The 15,673-nt window shown below is 71.4% G+C and carries 14 protein-coding genes; 11 read left to right on the forward strand and 3 right to left on the reverse strand.

The annotated features are described in order from the left end of the window. The 6 genes from E1293_RS33420 to hypE all read left to right on the forward strand — a co-directional run. The coding region (locus E1293_RS33420) for a D-sedoheptulose-7-phosphate isomerase (RefSeq protein ID WP_341770227.1) at positions 1–576 on the forward strand (576 nt) is incomplete at its 5' end. Further along, on the forward strand, positions 573–776 hold the full coding sequence (locus E1293_RS33425) for a HypC/HybG/HupF family hydrogenase formation chaperone (RefSeq protein ID WP_132201756.1): 204 nt from the start codon (positions 573–575) through the stop codon (positions 774–776). The genes E1293_RS33420 and E1293_RS33425, both read left to right, overlap by 4 nt. 5 nt (positions 777–781) lie before the next feature. Next, positions 782–1,420, forward strand: a complete 639-nt coding sequence (locus E1293_RS33430) for a D-sedoheptulose-7-phosphate isomerase (RefSeq protein ID WP_132201781.1) — start codon at positions 782–784, stop codon at positions 1,418–1,420. Next, positions 1,420–1,689: a HypC/HybG/HupF family hydrogenase formation chaperone gene (locus E1293_RS33435; protein WP_132201757.1), complete on the forward strand. Its 270-nt coding sequence runs from the start codon at positions 1,420–1,422 to the stop codon at positions 1,687–1,689. Before E1293_RS33430 ends, E1293_RS33435 begins: the two co-directional genes overlap by 1 nt. Then, entirely contained in the window at positions 1,689–2,813 is a 1,125-nt protein-coding gene (hypD, locus tag E1293_RS33440) for a hydrogenase formation protein HypD (RefSeq protein ID WP_132201759.1), read from the forward strand. The genes E1293_RS33435 and hypD overlap by 1 nt, the downstream gene beginning before the upstream one ends. Continuing rightward, positions 2,810–3,877, forward strand: coding sequence for a hydrogenase expression/formation protein HypE (gene hypE, locus E1293_RS33445; protein ID WP_132201761.1), 1,068 nt, complete (start codon positions 2,810–2,812; stop codon positions 3,875–3,877). The genes hypD and hypE overlap by 4 nt, the downstream gene beginning before the upstream one ends. Positions 3,878–3,888: 11 nt before the next feature. On the opposite strand, the gene E1293_RS33450 is transcribed toward hypE, so the two are convergent. From E1293_RS33450 to E1293_RS33460, 3 genes are read right to left on the reverse strand one after another with little or no spacing between them, the layout of a single operon-like run. Next, positions 3,889–8,766 (reverse strand): DNA repair ATPase, encoded by a 4,878-nt coding sequence (locus tag E1293_RS33450; protein WP_132201763.1) that lies wholly within the window; start codon positions 8,764–8,766, stop codon positions 3,889–3,891. Between the two features lie 18 nt (positions 8,767–8,784). Further along, on the reverse strand, positions 8,785–10,803 hold the full coding sequence (locus E1293_RS33455; RefSeq protein WP_132201765.1) for a flotillin family protein: 2,019 nt from the start codon (positions 10,801–10,803) through the stop codon (positions 8,785–8,787). Positions 10,804–10,831: 28 nt separating this feature from the next. After that, positions 10,832–11,491, reverse strand: a complete 660-nt coding sequence (locus tag E1293_RS33460) for a hypothetical protein (RefSeq protein ID WP_132201767.1) — start codon at positions 11,489–11,491, stop codon at positions 10,832–10,834. A 444-nt stretch (positions 11,492–11,935) separates the two neighbouring features. On the opposite strand from E1293_RS33460, the gene E1293_RS33465 reads away from it, so the two are divergent. From E1293_RS33465 to E1293_RS33485, 5 genes are all read left to right on the forward strand, one after another. Continuing rightward, positions 11,936–12,940, forward strand: a complete 1,005-nt coding sequence (locus tag E1293_RS33465; RefSeq protein ID WP_132201769.1) for a sulfotransferase family protein — start codon at positions 11,936–11,938, stop codon at positions 12,938–12,940. Positions 12,941–13,408: 468 nt separating this feature from the next. After that, on the forward strand, positions 13,409–13,666 hold the full coding sequence (locus E1293_RS33470; protein WP_132201771.1) for an acyl carrier protein: 258 nt from the start codon (positions 13,409–13,411) through the stop codon (positions 13,664–13,666). Beyond that, positions 13,666–14,298, forward strand: a complete 633-nt coding sequence (locus tag E1293_RS33475) for an SGNH/GDSL hydrolase family protein (protein ID WP_132201773.1) — start codon at positions 13,666–13,668, stop codon at positions 14,296–14,298. Before E1293_RS33470 ends, E1293_RS33475 begins: the two co-directional genes overlap by 1 nt. A gap of 35 nt (positions 14,299–14,333) precedes the next feature. Next, positions 14,334–15,200, forward strand: a complete 867-nt coding sequence (locus tag E1293_RS33480; protein WP_132201775.1) for an SGNH/GDSL hydrolase family protein — start codon at positions 14,334–14,336, stop codon at positions 15,198–15,200. Between the two features lie 26 nt (positions 15,201–15,226). Continuing rightward, the coding region (locus tag E1293_RS33485) for a nuclear transport factor 2 family protein (RefSeq protein ID WP_132201777.1) at positions 15,227–15,673 on the forward strand (447 nt) is incomplete at its 3' end.

Below are 15,673 nucleotides of genomic sequence, written 5' to 3' on the forward strand. Positions count from 1 at the left end.
GTGTTCGGGCGGCGGGCGGGGCCGGGGGCCGCTCTCGCCGGGGACGCTGACGCGATCGCCGCCGCCTGCCATGCGATGGCGGTCCGGTTCCACCGTGGGGGGCGGCTGTTCACGTTCGGCAACGGCGCCGCCGCGACCGACGCGCAGCATGTGGCGGTCGAGTTCGTCCATCCGGTGATCGTCGGCAAGCGGGCGCTGCCCGCGCTGTCGCTCACCGGTGACGTCGCGACCCTGACCGGGGTCTGCGCCGGGGCCGGGTTCGACGACGTGTTCGCGCACCAGATCCGCTGCTTCGGCGGGCCGGACGACATCGCGTTCGGGATCTCGCCGGACGGCCGCTGCGGCAACGTCCTGCGCGGCCTGGAGAACGCCCGCGACCTGGGCATGCTGACGGTCGCGCTGGCGGGCGGCGACGGGGGAGCGCTCGCCGGTACGGCCGGCCACCTGGTCACCGTGCCGTCGGACGACCCGCGCGTCGTCAAGGAGGTGCACGTCACCGCCTACCACATGCTCTGGGAGCTGGTCCACGTGTTCCTGGAGCAGCCGGGCGTGCTCGGCCAGGAGGTGACCGGATGATCGAGTGCACGGGCGACCACTGCGTGACCTGCGCGGACGAGGCCGTCCCGGTCGTCGTCGTGCGGCTGCTCGACGGCGGCCTCGCGGACGTCGACGCCGGGGACGGGCGGCTCGAACAGGTCAGCGTGGCACTGGTGGAAGCCGGGGTCGGCGACACCGTGCTCGTCCACGCCAAGGAGGCGATCGGGGTCGTGACGTGACCGACATGCTCTATCCGTTCCTCTACTCGGGAGGCTCGGGGCTGGACACCCTCATGGACGATGTCCGCCGTTCGACGGTGGAGAAGGCCAACGAGATCGTCCGACTGCGCGAGACCGTCCTGGAGCAGTACGGCGAGGACCTCGCCGCGTGCGCCCGGCGGATGGCGGACGCGTTCCGCTCCGGCGGCCGGCTGTTCACGTTCGGCAACGGCGGCAGCTCGACGGACGCGCAGGACGTCGCCGCGCTGTTCCTCAATCCGGGCGGGGACGCGCGGCCGCTGCCGGCGCTGGCGCTGACGACCGACGTCGCCGTCGTCACCGCGCTGTCGAACGACGTCGGGTTCGAGGTGGTGTTCGCCCGCCAGCTCGCCGCGTTCGGACGTCCGGGCGACATCGCGCTGGCGCTGTCCACCAGCGGGAACTCCGACAACCTGATCGCCGCGCTGCGGGAGGCGACGCGCCGCGGGATGGTCGCGGTCGGCCTCGCCGGATACACCGGCGGGCAGATGGCGGAGACGCCCGGCCTGCACCACCTGTTCGTCGTGCCGTCGTCGTCGGTCCACCGCATCCAGGAGGCGCAGACGACGGTCTACCACGCCCTCTGGGAACTCACGCAGCGGGAACTGACGCAGGAGGCTCTCTGATGTGCCTGGCGATACCGGGCGAGATCGTGGAGATCATGCCGGACCGGCCGCTGGCGAAGGTCGACGTGACCGGCGTCCGGCGGGCGGTGAACATCGGCCTGCTGGACGGGGAGGGGCTCGCCGCCGGCGACTGGGTCCTGATCCACGTCGGCTTCGCCATGTCCAAGATCGACGAGGCCGAGGCGAAGGCCACGCTGACGCTGCTGGAGGGCATCGGCGCGGCCTACGACGACGAGATCGACGCTTTGCGGGAATCGGGGATCGACTGATGCGCTTCGTCGACGAGTACCGGGACGCGGGGAAGGCGCGGGCGCTCGCGGCGTCGATCGCGTCCCTGTGCGAGCCGGGCCGGCACTACAAGTTCATGGAGGTGTGCGGCGGCCACACGCACACCATCTACAAGCACGGCATCGAGGACTACCTGCCGGAGGGCATCTCGCTCGTCCACGGTCCGGGGTGCCCGGTGTGCGTGATCCCGATGGGGCGGGTGGACGACGCGATCCACATCGCGTCCCAGCCGGATGTGATCATGACGTCGTTCGGCGACATGATGCGGGTGCCGGGCGGGGACGGCTCGTTCTTCGACGCGAAGGCCAAGGGCGCCGACATCCGGATGGTGTACTCGCCGCTGGACGCGCTCAAGATCGCGCAGCAGAACCCGGACCGGCGCGTCGTGTTCATGGGGATCGGCTTCGAGACGACCGCGCCGTCCACCGCGATGACGGTGCTGCGCGCCGCGGCGGCCGGGGTCACGAACTTCTCGGTGTTCTGCAACCACGTGACGATCCTCCCGGCGATCAAGGCCATCCTCGACTCGCCGGACCTGCGGCTGGACGGCTTCATCGGCCCCGGCCACGTGTCGACCGTCATCGGCTGCCGCCCGTACTCGTTCATCACCGATGACTACGGAAAGCCGCTGGTCGTCGCGGGGTTCGAGCCGCTCGACCTGCTCCAGTCCGTCCACATGCTGCTGGCGCAGCTCGCCGCGGGCCGGTCGGAGGTCGAGAACCAGTACGGCCGGGTCGTCCCGTGGGACGGCAACGCCAAGGCCCTCGACGTCATCGGCCGCACCATGGAGCCGCGCCCCTACTTCGAGTGGCGCGGCCTCGGCTTCATCTCGCACTCCGCGCTCCGGATGCGGGACGAGTACGCCGCCTTCGACGCCGAGCGCATCTTCGACATTCCAGGCGGACGCGTCGCGGACCCGAAGGCGTGCCAGTGCGGCGAGGTGCTCAAGGGCGTCCTGAAACCGTGGGAGTGCAAGGTGTTCGGAACGGCCTGCACCCCGGAGACGCCGATCGGGACCTGCATGGTCTCGTCCGAGGGTGCCTGCGCCGCCTACTACAACTTCGGCCGCTTCACCCGGGAGCGGGTCAAGGAGGCCACCCGATGACGATCCGCGAGGAACAGGTCCTCGAACGCATCGACCGTGCCCGCCGCAGCAGGCCGCGCCTGCGCGAGGACACCATCACGCTCGCGCACGGCTCCGGCGGCAAGGCCACCCACACACTGATCGAGGCGGTGTTCAAGGAGGCGTTCGACAACCCGCTCCTGAACCGGCTGGACGATTCGGCCGGCTTCACCGTGAACGGCGCCGACCTCGCGTTCACCACCGACTCCTACGTGGTGTCCCCGCTGTTCTTCCCCGGTGGCGACATCGGCGACCTGGCCGTCAACGGAACCGTCAACGACCTCGCCGTCTCCGGGGCACGACCGCTGCACCTGTCGGCCGCTTTCATCCTCGAAGAGGGCTTCCCGATCGCCGACCTGCGCCGCATCACCGAGTCGATGCGGCTCGCCGCCGGGGCCGCCGGGGTGGACATCGTCACCGGCGACACCAAGGTCGTCCAGCGCGGGAAGGCCGACGGCTGCTACATCAACACCGCCGGCGTCGGGGTCGTCCGCTCCCGGCCGCCCGGGGACCTCCGTCCGGGCGACGCGGTCCTGGTCACCGGGCCGATCGGGGAGCACGGCGTCACCATCATGCTGGCGCGCGGCGAACTCGACATCGAGGCCGACCTCCGCTCGGACACCGCGCCGCTGAACTGCCTGCTCGCCGACGTGGCCGGCGCCTGCCCCGGCGCCGTCCGGCGGATGCGGGACGCGACCCGGGGCGGTGTGGCGACCGTCCTCAACGAGCTCGCCTCGGATGCGGGCCTGGCCGTGGTGGTGGACGAGGACGCGATCCCCGTCCGCCCCGCCGTGCGGGGGGCGTGCGAACTGCTCGGCATCGACCCGATGTACGTGGCCTGCGAGGGCCGCGCCGTGATCGTGGTCGCCGCCGAGGCCGCGGACGCGGCCCTGTCGGCGCTGCGCGGCCATCCGCTGGGCGAGGACGCGGCGGTGATCGGCCAGGTCAAGGACGACCCGTCCGGCCTCGTCCTGCTGAAGACGGCGTTCGGCGGCACCCGCATCGTCGACCTCCTGGTAGGCGACCCGCTACCCCGCATCTGCTGAACTGACGCTGTTCAACTCCATTGCCCTGGACCGCCCCTGAGGGCTGTTTCTATGGCGGTCAGTTTGTCCGCCAGGTGGAGCAGGGCGCCTACGGATGGGTCTTCGGTGTTGCCTGCCAGGGTTCGAGCTCGTTGGTGGGCGGCTTTGATGTCCGTCCAGCGGGCTTGCTGGGAGGCGGTCAGGGTGTTGCGGAGTTCGGCGAGTTTCAGCAGGTTGGCTTCCGCGTCGGAGGTCAGGGTCTGCGATTCGGCCTTGTAATGGTCGTCTATCGCCGCCTCCAGTTCGGCCGCGTTCATTACCGGGAGGACGCGTTCGGCGAGCTTGTTCATGTCGCGGTAGGAGCCTTGTAGGCGGAATGGCGGCTCGGTGCGGGACGCGTCGTCCTGGGCGGCAGAGGCTATGTAGGCGCGGTTCACCGTCAGGACCACTTGCTGGACGTGAAGCAGCTTTTCGAGGACGGAGAGGATCTCGTCCAGTTCGGTCTGGGAGTAGGGGTGGGAAAGGCGGTCGGGGCGGACGGTCTCGTCGCCCGAGGCCAGGCGGACGAGCAGTTCGACGTCATTCCGGTCGTGCGTCGTCAGGGGCGCCAGGACGGGGTTCGAGGTCAGCGCGTTCTCTATATAGCTCAGGGCGAAGAGGTCGTCCTTGCCGGAGAGGACGTCGCCCAGGTTCCACACGTCGGCGCGGTTGGCGAGCATGTCGGGGATGCGGAAGCGCAGGCCCGACTCGGTGTACGGGTTGCCGGCCATGCAGACGGCGAAGCGCTTGCCGCGCAGGTCGTAGGTGCGGGTGGCGCCTTCAATGCGGCGTTGGGCGTCGCACAGGGAGATGAACTTCTGCAGGAGTTCTGGCGAGGTGTGCTGGATGTCGTCCACGTAGAGCAGGACGTTGTTGCCCAATTCGAGGGCAAAGTTGATTTTCTCGACCTCGCGGGCAGCGGTCGCGTTGGGGGCCTGTTTCGGGTCCAGGGATGTGACGTCGTGGCCCAGCGCGGGTCCGTCCACTTTGACGAGGGCGAGGCCGAGGCGGTCGGCGACGTATTCCATAAGGGTCGTCTTGCCGTAGCCGGGGGGCGAGATCAGCAGCAGCAGGCCCATCTGGTCGGTGCGTTTGCCGTCTCCGGTGGCGCCGAGCTGCTTGGCGAGGTTGTCGCCGATGAGCGGGAGGTACACCTCGTCCACGAGGCGGTTCCGGACGAACGCGCTCATCGTGCGGGGCTTCAGATCGGCCAGGCCGAGGCGCTTCTCCTCGGCCGCGATCAGGTCGTTCCGCTGTTTCTGGTACGCGCGGAACTCCGGGACGCGCTCGGTGCGGAAGCGGTGGGTGCGGGCGAGCGTCTCGTCCAGGCGCAGGTCGAGGCGGCGGTCGGTGATGCGCGGGTGGTCGCCGAGCAGGTCGTCGATGGTGGCCGTCAGCGCGGCGGGGGAGTCGTAGCGGGCGGACGGGCAGAGGAGCACGGCCACGGCTTCGGGGAGGTCGGCCGCGTCGGCGTCCGCGCTCGTTCCCAGGAAGGCGGTGAGCCAGGCTTCCACGAGCTGGTGGCGGGCGGAGAGGGTCCCGGCGGCACGCAAGTCGTCGTCCAACGCGGTGGCGCCCAGGGCCTGGGTGAAGCTCTTGAGCAGGGTCCGGGCCCCCTGGCTCGTGACGAAGCCGTCCGGTGCGGTGGCCAGTTCCTCGACCAGGTACTCGGCGGTCAGCGGGCCGGGCGCGGGCAGGCCGGTGCGCGCGTTGGACTCCGTGATGGCGGACGTCAGCTCGGCGGTCAGCGCGGTGAGGGCGTCGGCGCGGCCGAACGCCCGGCGGGCGCGGACGAGTGATCGCGCCCGGGTCGTCCACGTCCGGCGTTCCGTCTCGTCCGGGCCGTGCGTCCAGAAGAGCTGGGCGGCCGCGCGGGCGGGGGCGGGGTAGCGCAGGAGGCCCGCCTCGGCGCGGAGCCGCAGCAGCGCCTCCAGGATGCGGGCCGCGTCGTGGTCGTGGACGCCGCGCTCGTAGCCCTCGTCGTAGCGGTCGGCCGCGGCGTCCCGGACGAGGGCGAGGAGGCGGCCGTCGGCGGCGGCCCGCCGCAGGTCTTCGAGCGGAGACGAAGCCAGGATCGACGTGGCCAGATACTCCGCCCGGTATGTTTCCGGCGTTTCCGAGACGACGGTCTGGGTCCACAGGCGGCGGGTCGCCGCGAAGGTCTCGTCCCGGACGGCGGCGCGGTAGTCGGTGCCGGTGATCGCGTAGGCGACCCGGTCGCGGTGCGGGACGAGGGTCAGCTCGATCGGGCGCGTGTTGACCGCGAAGCGGTGCCGGCCGAGGCGGATCGTCCCGCCGTCGTCGCCGTACAGGTCGAGGCGGTCGCGCAGGGCGCGCCCGGCCTCCTGGCGGGCGGCCTTGACGCGTCCGTCCAGCTCTTCGGCGCGGACGTCGTCGTCCAGCGCGCGCAGCTCGCCGGCGATCGACCGGAGCCGGGCCACCATCGCGTCGGTGGCGAAGTAGGTGCCGACCTCCTCCGCGGACGCGAGCGCGGCGGCACGGCGGCGCACGCCGGACAGGATGCGCTCGGCCGACTCGGTGAGCCGGTCGGTGCGGCGGGCGCGCTCGTCCAGGAGGGTCTGCTTGCGGGACGAGAGCGCCTCGTAGACCTCGGTTCGCTTCGTCTCCAGATCGGCGAGGAACTCGTCCAGGTCGGCGAAGCGCGCCTGCAGCGTCTCCAGGCGGAGGAGGAGGCGGCCGAGCTGCTCGTCGCAGCCCTCCGGGGTGCCCGCGGCGGCCAGGGCGCCGGCGATGGACTGGTCGAGCAGCGCCAGCTCGGCGGCGAACGCGGCGCGCCCCTCGCGTCCGAGCAGGTCGCGGCGGCGGTTGCCGAGGACGGCGCGGGCCCGGTTGAGGCCGCCGAGCACCTCGCCGACCCGCTCCAGGATCGCGGTCCGGACGGTCGCGTCGGTGATGTCGAGGTCGCCGACGACCTCGGTGACGACCTCCAGCCCTTCGTTCTGGGCGGCGAGCAGGTCGGCGAGCGGCGCGGCGTCGGCGGCGGTCGCGATGGCGCGGGCCGCGTCGGTGATGCGCTCGACCTCGGCGTGGTAGCCGGTGAAGGCGTCCTCGCCCTGGAGGAACTCGACCGCTCCCCGCCCGGCCTCGCGGAGTTCGGTTCCAACGGTTTCAGAGAGTTCGTCGAGGCGGGACGCGTCGACGTAGCGGAGGCCGCGCAGCGTCTCCAGGCGGCCCTGGGTGCGGCGGAAGCCGGCCAGCCGGGAGATCCAGCCGTCGGCGGCCGACGGCTCCCCGGCCCGGGCGCGGCGGATCAGGGCCGCGATGTCGGAGGCGGCCTCGGAAACAGCGGAAACGGCCTGCTCGGTGAGCGCCCGGACCTTCTCGTACTCGTCCAGCACCCGGCCGGCGGTGGACCGGACGTCCGACAAGGGCGCGGCGATGCCGCCCAGGTCATCGTCGGCCAGCCAGAGGTACAGATCCGCGGCCCGGGTGCAGGAGGCGATCAGCGCCTCGAACACCCGGGTGGACGGCGCCATCTCGTCCACCATCCTGGCGACCGACAGGCACTCGGAGATACCGCGGACGAGTTCGGCGTTCCCGACCCGCTCCAGCGGCCCGGTGCCGGCCGGCCGGGCGGCGGCGTGCGCGTCCGAGACGAACGGGGTCGCCCAGATCTGCATCGGGTGGACGCGGGACGGCTCGCCGGAGAGCGCCCGCATCACGACGAGCGTCCCGTCCTCGAACAGCGAGTACCCGTGGCAGGTGATGGGCGTCGCGACCCGCTTGCGGATCATGTTGTACGGCAGCAGCAGCGACCGGCCGTCCTCCCGCGAGTGGAAGACGTACAGGACGTCCTCGCCGTTGGGGGAGCGGACGACCCGCTCGTACTCCAGGCCCGTGACGTCGGTGTCGAAGGTCTTCGCCGCGCCGGTGTCCAGGTGGTAGCCGCCCGGGAAGACGATCCCGTGGTCGCCGGGGAGCCGCCGGCACGCCTGCTCGATCCCGTCGACCCGCGTGACCTCCTTGGTGCGGACGTTGAACACCAGGTGCCGCCATGCCCGCTCGTTGTACGGACGGATCCGCAGCAGGATCAGTGCCCCGACCCGGGCGTGCAGGACGTCCGCGTCCGCGAGCGACTGGAGGGGCTCGTCCACCGGCTCGGCGTAGATCCCCTCACCGGTGCCGGTGTTGTCCTCGATCTTGACGGTCAGCGTGCCGCCGATGGCCTCGACGAACACCTCGCCCTCGATCGAGATGTGCGGGTGCCGCCCGAGGACGTGGTCGTCCCGGGTGGTCTCGGCCCAGTCGACGTCGTGGGCCTGCGGGAACGCGTGGTCGCGTTCGCCCTGGTTGTCCTCGTAGGCGACCGTCCCGTCCGGCGCGGTCCGCCACCGCAGGACGCGCAGATCCGACAGGCGCGGGCCGGTCTGGAACACCGCGAGCAGCCGCCCGTCCACCAGCCGCAACTGGAGCAACCGGGCCTGCCGGTAGTACCGGTACATGTCGGCGAAGTCACGCAGGAAGCGCGGGTCGTCGAGCAGCCCCGGCACTGCCTCCGGCCCCACCTGGACGAACGCGATCCCGTCGTCGCCGCGGGTGAACCGGTGCAGCGAGAAGACGTCGTCGACCGACGTCTCAGGCTTCAGCCCGAGGAAGACGTTGCAGCCGAACAGCATCACGCCCCCGAGCGCGACCACGTCCCGCGGCACGCAGTTGTGGGCCGTGCGGATCCGCGCGGTCCCGGCCAGCCGCAGCTCGGCGCCGCCGAAGACCTCCAGCCGCCGCGCGTTCAGCGCCTCCGCCCGCCGCGCCAGCTCCCCGGCATGCCCGCCGAGCCGGTCGCGCAGCACCTCGTACGTCCCGTGATCCAGCTCGCCCGCGCCCGTGGCCCCCCGGTCCTCCTCGGTCACCGCTCTCTCCCTTCTGCCTCAGTTGGTGGTCAGGGCCGTGGCGTTGAACTCCGACAGTGGGGCGTCGGCCACGCCCAGGGTGCGGGCGGTGTCCAGGAGGTCGCGGAGGCCGGCCGACTCCGGGCCGCCCGACTTGATGAGGCGCAGCAGCAGCGCCGACAGGGTCAGGTCGCGGACGCCGCCGGTGTCGATGGAGCCGAGCAGGCGGGAGACGTCGTCGGTGAAGGAGGACGAGCCGTCCAGCCAGGGGCCCGCGAGGGACTGGGCCACGTCGGAGTTCTGGACGAAGCCGTCCACGCTCTTGCCGAGCGCGATGGAGCCGACGAGGCGGTCGAAGAAGACGCTGTCGCCGCCGACGATGCTGATGTCGGCCTGCTCCAGGCCGGTGGCGAGGACGGTGGCCTGCGCCTCGGCGACCTGGCGCTGCACCTCGATGCCCGCGAGGCGGACGTCCTTCTCCGCCTCCAGGCGCAGCCGGTACTCCTCGTGCTGGCGGGACGCCTCGTCCAGCGCGGCCATCGCGCCGGCCTTCTCGTGCAGGCCCTCCGCCTCGGCCTTCAGGGTGCCGCTGATGCGGGCGGCCTCGGCCAGGGCCTTCTCCTGGGCGACGGCGGCCTCGGCGCGGCCGACCTTCTCGATGGCCTCGGCGCCGCGCTCGCGGACCTGGACCTCGGCGAGGCCGGTGGCGGCGGCCTCCGCGCGCAGGCCCTCGGCCAGGCGGATCTTGGCCTGCGCGTCCAGCTCGGACGCCTCCTGGCGGGCCCGCGCCATGGTCAGCTCCTCGCGGGCGCGGTGCGCGGCGGCGGCCTCGGCGGCCTCGGCGGCCTTGATGTCCTTGACGAGGTTCTCCTGCGCCTCGGCCTCCGCGTGGATGACCACCGCCTGGCGGGCGCGCTCGGCCTCCTCGACCGCGCGCAGCCGCTTGATGCCCTCCTCCTGCTCGGCGACGGTCCGCTCGACCGCGATCCGCTCCCGGACGACATCGGCGATCTCCCGCTTCTCGGCCTCCACCTCCTTGTCGGCGGCGATCCGGGTCAGCTCGGTCTCCCGCTCGCGGGCGATGACCTCCAGGAGGCGGTCCTTCTCGATCCGCTCGCTCTCGATGGCGAGGACGCGCTCCCTGTTCTTCGCCGCGACCGACACCTCGCGGTCCTTGTTCTCGTGCTGGACGCCGAGCTGCTCGTCGGTGCGGATGTGCGCCGTCTGCGCCCGCAGCCGCTCCTCCGCCTGGACCCGCTCGATCTCCGCGGTCTCCCGGGCCCGGACGGTCTCGACCTCCCGCTCCTGGCGCAGCTCGGCGTCCGCCTGGCGGCGCTCCAGTTCGAGGATCGCCTCGCGCGCCTCCACGTTCTGGCGGGTGATCTCCTTCTCCTCGTTGCGGGCGTGCTCGTTGGTGCGGACGTGCTCGATCGCGGTCAGCTCGGTGATCTTCCGGATGCCCTGCGCGTCCAGGATGTTCGACGTGTCCAGGGACAGCAGCGGGGTCTGCTCCAGGTAGTCGATCGCGGCGTCCTCAAGGCTGTAACCGTTCAGGTCCGTGCCGATGACGCGGATGATGTGGTCGCGGAACTCGTTGCGGCGCGTGTAGAGGTCGGCGAAGTCCAGGTGCTTGCCGACGGTTTTCAGCGCCTCGGAGAACTTGGCCGCGAACAGCTCCTGCAGCGTCTCCCGGCTGCTCGCGCGTTCGGTGCCGATGGCCTGCGCGACCTTGATGACGTCCTCGACGGTCTTGTTGACGCGGACGAAGAACGTGATGCGGATGTCGGCGCGGATGTTGTCCTTGCAGATCAGCCCGTCCCGTCCGGTCCGTTCGATGTCGATGGTCTTGACGGAGATGTCCATGAGTTCGGCGCGGTGCAGGACGGGCATGACGATCGCGCCGGTGAACGTGACGTCCACCTTCTTGAGCTTGGAGATGATGAGCGCGCGGCCCTGGTCGACCTTGCGGAACAACCGGGTCACCATCAGCACGAGGCCGAGGGTGACGAGCAGCGCGAGCGCGAGGAGCACACCGGCTCCTATCGTGATGGTGTCCATCGGGATCCCTCTCTTTCGGGGGATGGGTTCAGCGGAGGCCGGACGCCGCGTCGTGCGGCATGACCCAGAAGAACCGGCCGTCCGGGTCGATATCGAAGATCAGTGCCGTGCTGCCGGCGGTGAGGCCGGTGCCCTCGGCCGCGCCCGCGACGGGCACGTCCACCGCGGGCTGGCGCACCTGGACGATCGCCGACGAGCCGTCGGCCGCGGTCACCTCCGCCTGGCCGAAGTCCGGCCCGACCCGCCCGGTGCGGATCACGCAGGGCAGCCCGACGAAGTCGCGGAGCGACGCCTGCGCCGAGCCCTGGAAGACGCGGCGCAGCGGGAGGACGGCCAGCCGCGTGCCGAACCAGGCGGCGGCCAGGGCGGCCGCGAGGGTGAGGACGCGCGGGACGATGCCGTCGGACAGTGCCGCGCCCGCCAGGCTGACGAACCAGGCGAGCCCGATCAGCAGCGACAGCGCGACCGTGGCGGGGACGCCGCCGAGGCCGAGGAGCGCGAGGCTCTCGGCGACCGGTCCGTCCTCGGCGCCGGTACCGGCCCCCGTGTCGGCATCGGTACCGGCGCCGAGGAAGTCGAGATCCAGTCCGCCGAGCAGGACGAGCGTCCAGTACCCGGCGACGACCAGGAGGGAGAAAGTGAAAAGCGCCGTCGGGAAAACGAGCGCAGCATTAATGAATTCACCCATGGAAAGCACGCTTCCGCGTTGAGACGTCATGGATCGCACCGGACGCGAGAGGACGGCGTCCGGCCCGCAAGGAAGGCTTCGCTACACGAAGCGCAGGGACGTGCTCAGCTATCTGGGAAGGCGTGCGCCCAGGTCACGCAGCGGCGGCCGTACGGCCTGGCGAGAAACTGGGCGGCTATGCGCGGCGGAGCCTGCGCAAAGAGAAAGTGCCGGGGGTTCATCCATACCCTCCTGGTCGGAGACATATCCTGCCTCGCCGACCAGACTTCCCGGCACACCGATAGTTACTTTAGCTTATCTCTCGCGAAAGGGGAAGTCATTTGCGCTGGATGCCCGCCGCGATGGTGGTATATCCGCTGGTGAGGGGATATCCCCGCGAACTTTCAGCTTACGTTGAGGTTCGGCTGAGGTTCGTTCCAGGGGCCGCGGGTACGTTCGGCGCCCATGACAACGGAGTCGTGCCGCCCGATCTTCGTCCTGGGGTGCCCGCGATCAGGGACGACGCTGCTGCAGCAGATGCTGCACTCGCACCGGCGCATCGCGTTCCCGTCCGAGACGCGGTTCGTGCACACCTCGTACGCGGCGCGGCACGAGTTCGGCGACCTGGAGCGGCCGGAGAACCGGCGGGCGCTGGCCGAGTGGATCACCAAGGGCGAGGACACCAAGTTCAAGGTCCTGAAGCTGGACACCGCCGACGTGGTCGAGGAGATCGTGCACGCGCCGCCGACGCTCGGGTCCGCGCTCGCGACCGTCTTCCGCGCCTACGCGCGCCGGCACGGCAAGCCGCGCTGGGGGGACAAGCGGCCGAGCTACTTCCGCCGCGTGCCGACGCTGCGGCGCATGTTCCCCGACGCGCAGTTCGTCCACCTCGTCCGGGACGGCCGGGACGCGGTGAGCTCCCTGACGCGGATGCCCTGGTTCGACGGCGACATCTACGCCGCCGCGCTGACCTGGCGGGAGGCGGTCGACACCGGCCGGCGCCTCCAGACGCGGCTGGGGCCCGGCACCTTCTACGAGTTCCGCTACGAGGACCTCGTCGCGGAGCCCGAGGACGCGCTGGTGAAGCTGTGCGCGTTCCTCGGCGAGGAGTACGACCCCGAGATGACGAAGGCGTACCAGCACGCCCGGCAGACGGTGCCGTCCACGCGCATCTGGCACCTGAACACGCACGAGGCGGCCAACACCCGCCATATCGGGGCCTGGCGCGAGCGCATGGAGGACTGGGAGGCCGATCTCGTCGAGCACGTCCTCGCCGACCGCCTGCTCCAGCACGGCTACGAGCTGACCGAGGGGGACCGCCCCTCCGCGGCGAACCTCGCCGCGTTCCACCGCCTGGCGGCGCACCGCTGGCGGTCGCGGCACGCGCACGCGGTCATGGACCGGCTCGCGCAGGCGCGCGAGCCCAACCCCGTCGCCAGCCGGTTGACCGGCCCGGCGTCCGGTGCGTGACCGGACGGCCTGAGCGCTGCTGCGGTGGGGACAGGTGATTCTGTCCGAGTGGTAAGCCGACGCTGACTGGGCCGTGGTGGACGCGTATGTGGGGTTGTCCGAAATTCTCATGGAACGTGCCCATACGTCGGCGGCCGGTGCCGGCCGTCCGGGCGGCGCCTGCTGGGAAACGACGCAGGTAGCGTGCCGCCGGACGTCCCGCGGGGGAGGACGGATCGGTGGGACGGGCGGGAACGGCGTGGCCGGCCGGCGTCCGCTGGGCCCATAACGGAACTGGTTACCAAGCGGTAACTTGTCGCCGTTTTTACCGCGCCGCTGACTAGGTTTACGGGACGGAGACATGCCCGTGTCCGTACGTTCACATCCGTGCCGAGACACGCCCCGCATTTGGTTGTATCTTGCGTGTTGCTCGTCTTCCGATAGCTATCGCGATTGATTCGATGATCCTCTGACATAAGGAGGAGTGCGGTGACCCGATCGGAAACGATTTCCCATGCCGAGTTGCAATCGTGGCTTCTTGACAGGATCGCCTTCTACCTGGACAGGCCCGCCGAAAACATTGATCCGGGGGTCGAGCTCGCCCGCTACGGGGTGGACTCGGTCTACGCCATCAGCATCATCAGCGACATCGAGGACCACCTGCAGGTCGAGGTCGACGTGGCCGAGGCCAGACGCAGGGAGACGGTGACCGACCTCACCGACTACCTGCTCGACCTCGTCGCGTGATGGGCGGCCGGCCCGAGGCCGGCGCCGCCGGGCCCGCCATGGTGGTGCTCGGCGACAGCGTGGCCGAGGGCCAGGACGACCCGGATCCGGCCGGCGGGTGGCTCGGCTGGGCCGGTCGGCTGGCCCGTCACCTGGGGATACCCCCTGCGGAGATGCTCAACGTCTCCGACCCCGGCGCGACCGTCGAGGACGTGGCCCGCGACCAGTTGCCCGCGGTCCGAGAACTGCGGCCGCGGCTGGTCGTGCTCGGCTGCGGGATGAACGACGCGCTGCGCGGCTACGAGCCGGCGGTGGCGGCCCGCCGGCTCGACGAGCTGTTCGGCTGGGCCCTGCGCCGCGGCGCGGTGGCCCTCGCCATCCCGGTGCCGCGGCCGCCGCTGCTGGACATATCCCCGATCTCGCAGTTCCGCAAGAAACGGACCGTCCAGCGGATTGGCGACTTCAATGCGGAGCTGGCGCGGGCCTGCGACGAGTTCGGAATGATTTTTCCGGATCGGGAAACGGTGGCGAAAGTCGCCGACCCCGTGATGTGGAGCGCGGACGGAATCCATCTCAACCCGCGCGGGCACGCCTATGTCGCGGAGGTGATCGCGAACATCGCACGAAGCCTGCTCAGCGAGCGGGTGATCTGAGCCTCGGGGGCCCGATCCAGCAGTCTGGGAAACAGATGAAAAGACCATTCGCCGTCGCCCGCGTCCCGCGCTCGATGATGCTGATCCCGCTGGCCCCCGTCCTGGTCGCGCAGGCATGGCGGACGGTGCGCCGGACGCCGCGGCTCGATCCGGCGACCGGTGCGGAGCACGGCTTCGTCTCCGGCGTCGACCCGCGCAGGGGCCCGGCCTACCGGGTGGTCGTGATCGGCGAGTCCACCGCCGTGGGCGTCGGCGCGTCCAGGCACGCCGAGGCGCTGCCCGGCTTCCTGGCGGAGGCGCTGCGGGAGCGCCTGCGGCGCAGCGTGGCGTGGTCGGTGACCGGCGAGAACGGCGCGACCGCCCGGAAGATCACGACCGCGATCGTCCCGCTGCTGAACGGCGGCCCGGCGGGCAGCCCCGCGAACGGCACCCCGAACGGCGGCTCGGACGGCAGCGCGCCGGACCTCGTCGTCCTGACGGTGGGCATCAACGACCTGATCCGGCGGCGCCCGCTGCGCCGGTGGACGGCCGACATGTCCGAGCTCATCGCCGTCGTGCGCGACCGGTACGCGGACGCGACGGTGCTCGTCGCCGGGATGCCCCCGGTGCACCGGTTCCCCGCCCTTCCGCAGCCGCTCCGCTCCGTCCTCGGCGCGCGGGCGCGCACCATGGACCGGATCATGCGGGAGGCGGCCGCGGCGGGCGGCGCCATGCACGCTCCCATGGACGAGGCGATGGCCCGCGACCGCCGGCTGTTCGCCTCGGACGGCTTCCATCCGTCGCCCGCCGGCTACCGGGCCTGGGCGCAGGACCTCGCGCACGCGGCGGTCCCCGCTCCCGGCCCGGCCGCCGCACCGGGCGCGTCCCCCGCCGGCGCCGCCCCGCCCCGGGCGGCGGACTGATCCGGCAAGCGAAGGGAGCAGCTCGGATGACGGTTCCCGGAACATTCCGATCGGCGGTGGAGGCCAAGGACCTCGCCGCCATCACCGATGCGCTCGACCCGGGCATCGAGTTCAACAGCCCGGTGATGGTGAAGCCCTACCTGGGCCGGGACGCGGTCGCCGCGCTGCTCGGCGTCCTGCTGGAGGTGTTCGAGGACTTCCGCTACACCGACGAGCTGGTGGGTTCGTCCGCGAACGGCGCCGGCCCGCCCGCGCAGGCGCTGATCTTCACCGCCCGGGTGGCGGGCAAGGCCGTCCAGGGACTCGACCTGCTCAGGTTCGGCGACACCGGCCTGGTCACCGGCCTGACCGTGATGGTCCGCCCGCTGCCCGCGGCGATGACCCTCGCCCGGGTGGTCGGCAAACGCATGGAGGCAGCAGCAGAAGCAGAGAAAGCGACAGGAGCGGAGGGCGCGGCGGAAGGGGCGAAGGCG

It is taken from the genome of Actinomadura darangshiensis, assembly GCF_004349235.1.
GTDB lineage: Bacteria > Actinomycetota > Actinomycetes > Streptosporangiales > Streptosporangiaceae > Spirillospora > Spirillospora darangshiensis.

Excerpts from the sequence above, each read along its gene's own strand:
- E1293_RS33425 (WP_132201756.1), top strand. The coding sequence starts at position 573 with ATGATCGAGTGCACGGGCGACCACTGCGTGACCTGCGCGGACGAGGCC.
- E1293_RS33430 (WP_132201781.1), top strand. The coding sequence starts at position 782 with ATGCTCTATCCGTTCCTCTACTCGGGAGGCTCGGGGCTGGACACCCTC.
- E1293_RS33435 (WP_132201757.1), top strand. The coding sequence starts at position 1,420 with ATGTGCCTGGCGATACCGGGCGAGATCGTGGAGATCATGCCGGACCGG.
- hypD (WP_132201759.1), top strand. The coding sequence starts at position 1,689 with ATGCGCTTCGTCGACGAGTACCGGGACGCGGGGAAGGCGCGGGCGCTC.
- hypE (WP_132201761.1), top strand. The coding sequence starts at position 2,810 with ATGACGATCCGCGAGGAACAGGTCCTCGAACGCATCGACCGTGCCCGC.
- E1293_RS33455 (WP_132201765.1), bottom strand. The coding sequence starts at position 10,803 with ATGGACACCATCACGATAGGAGCCGGTGTGCTCCTCGCGCTCGCGCTG.
- E1293_RS33460 (WP_132201767.1), bottom strand. The coding sequence starts at position 11,491 with ATGGGTGAATTCATTAATGCTGCGCTCGTTTTCCCGACGGCGCTTTTC.
- E1293_RS33465 (WP_132201769.1), top strand. The coding sequence starts at position 11,936 with ATGACAACGGAGTCGTGCCGCCCGATCTTCGTCCTGGGGTGCCCGCGA.
- E1293_RS33475 (WP_132201773.1), top strand. The coding sequence starts at position 13,666 with ATGGGCGGCCGGCCCGAGGCCGGCGCCGCCGGGCCCGCCATGGTGGTG.
- E1293_RS33480 (WP_132201775.1), top strand. The coding sequence starts at position 14,334 with ATGAAAAGACCATTCGCCGTCGCCCGCGTCCCGCGCTCGATGATGCTG.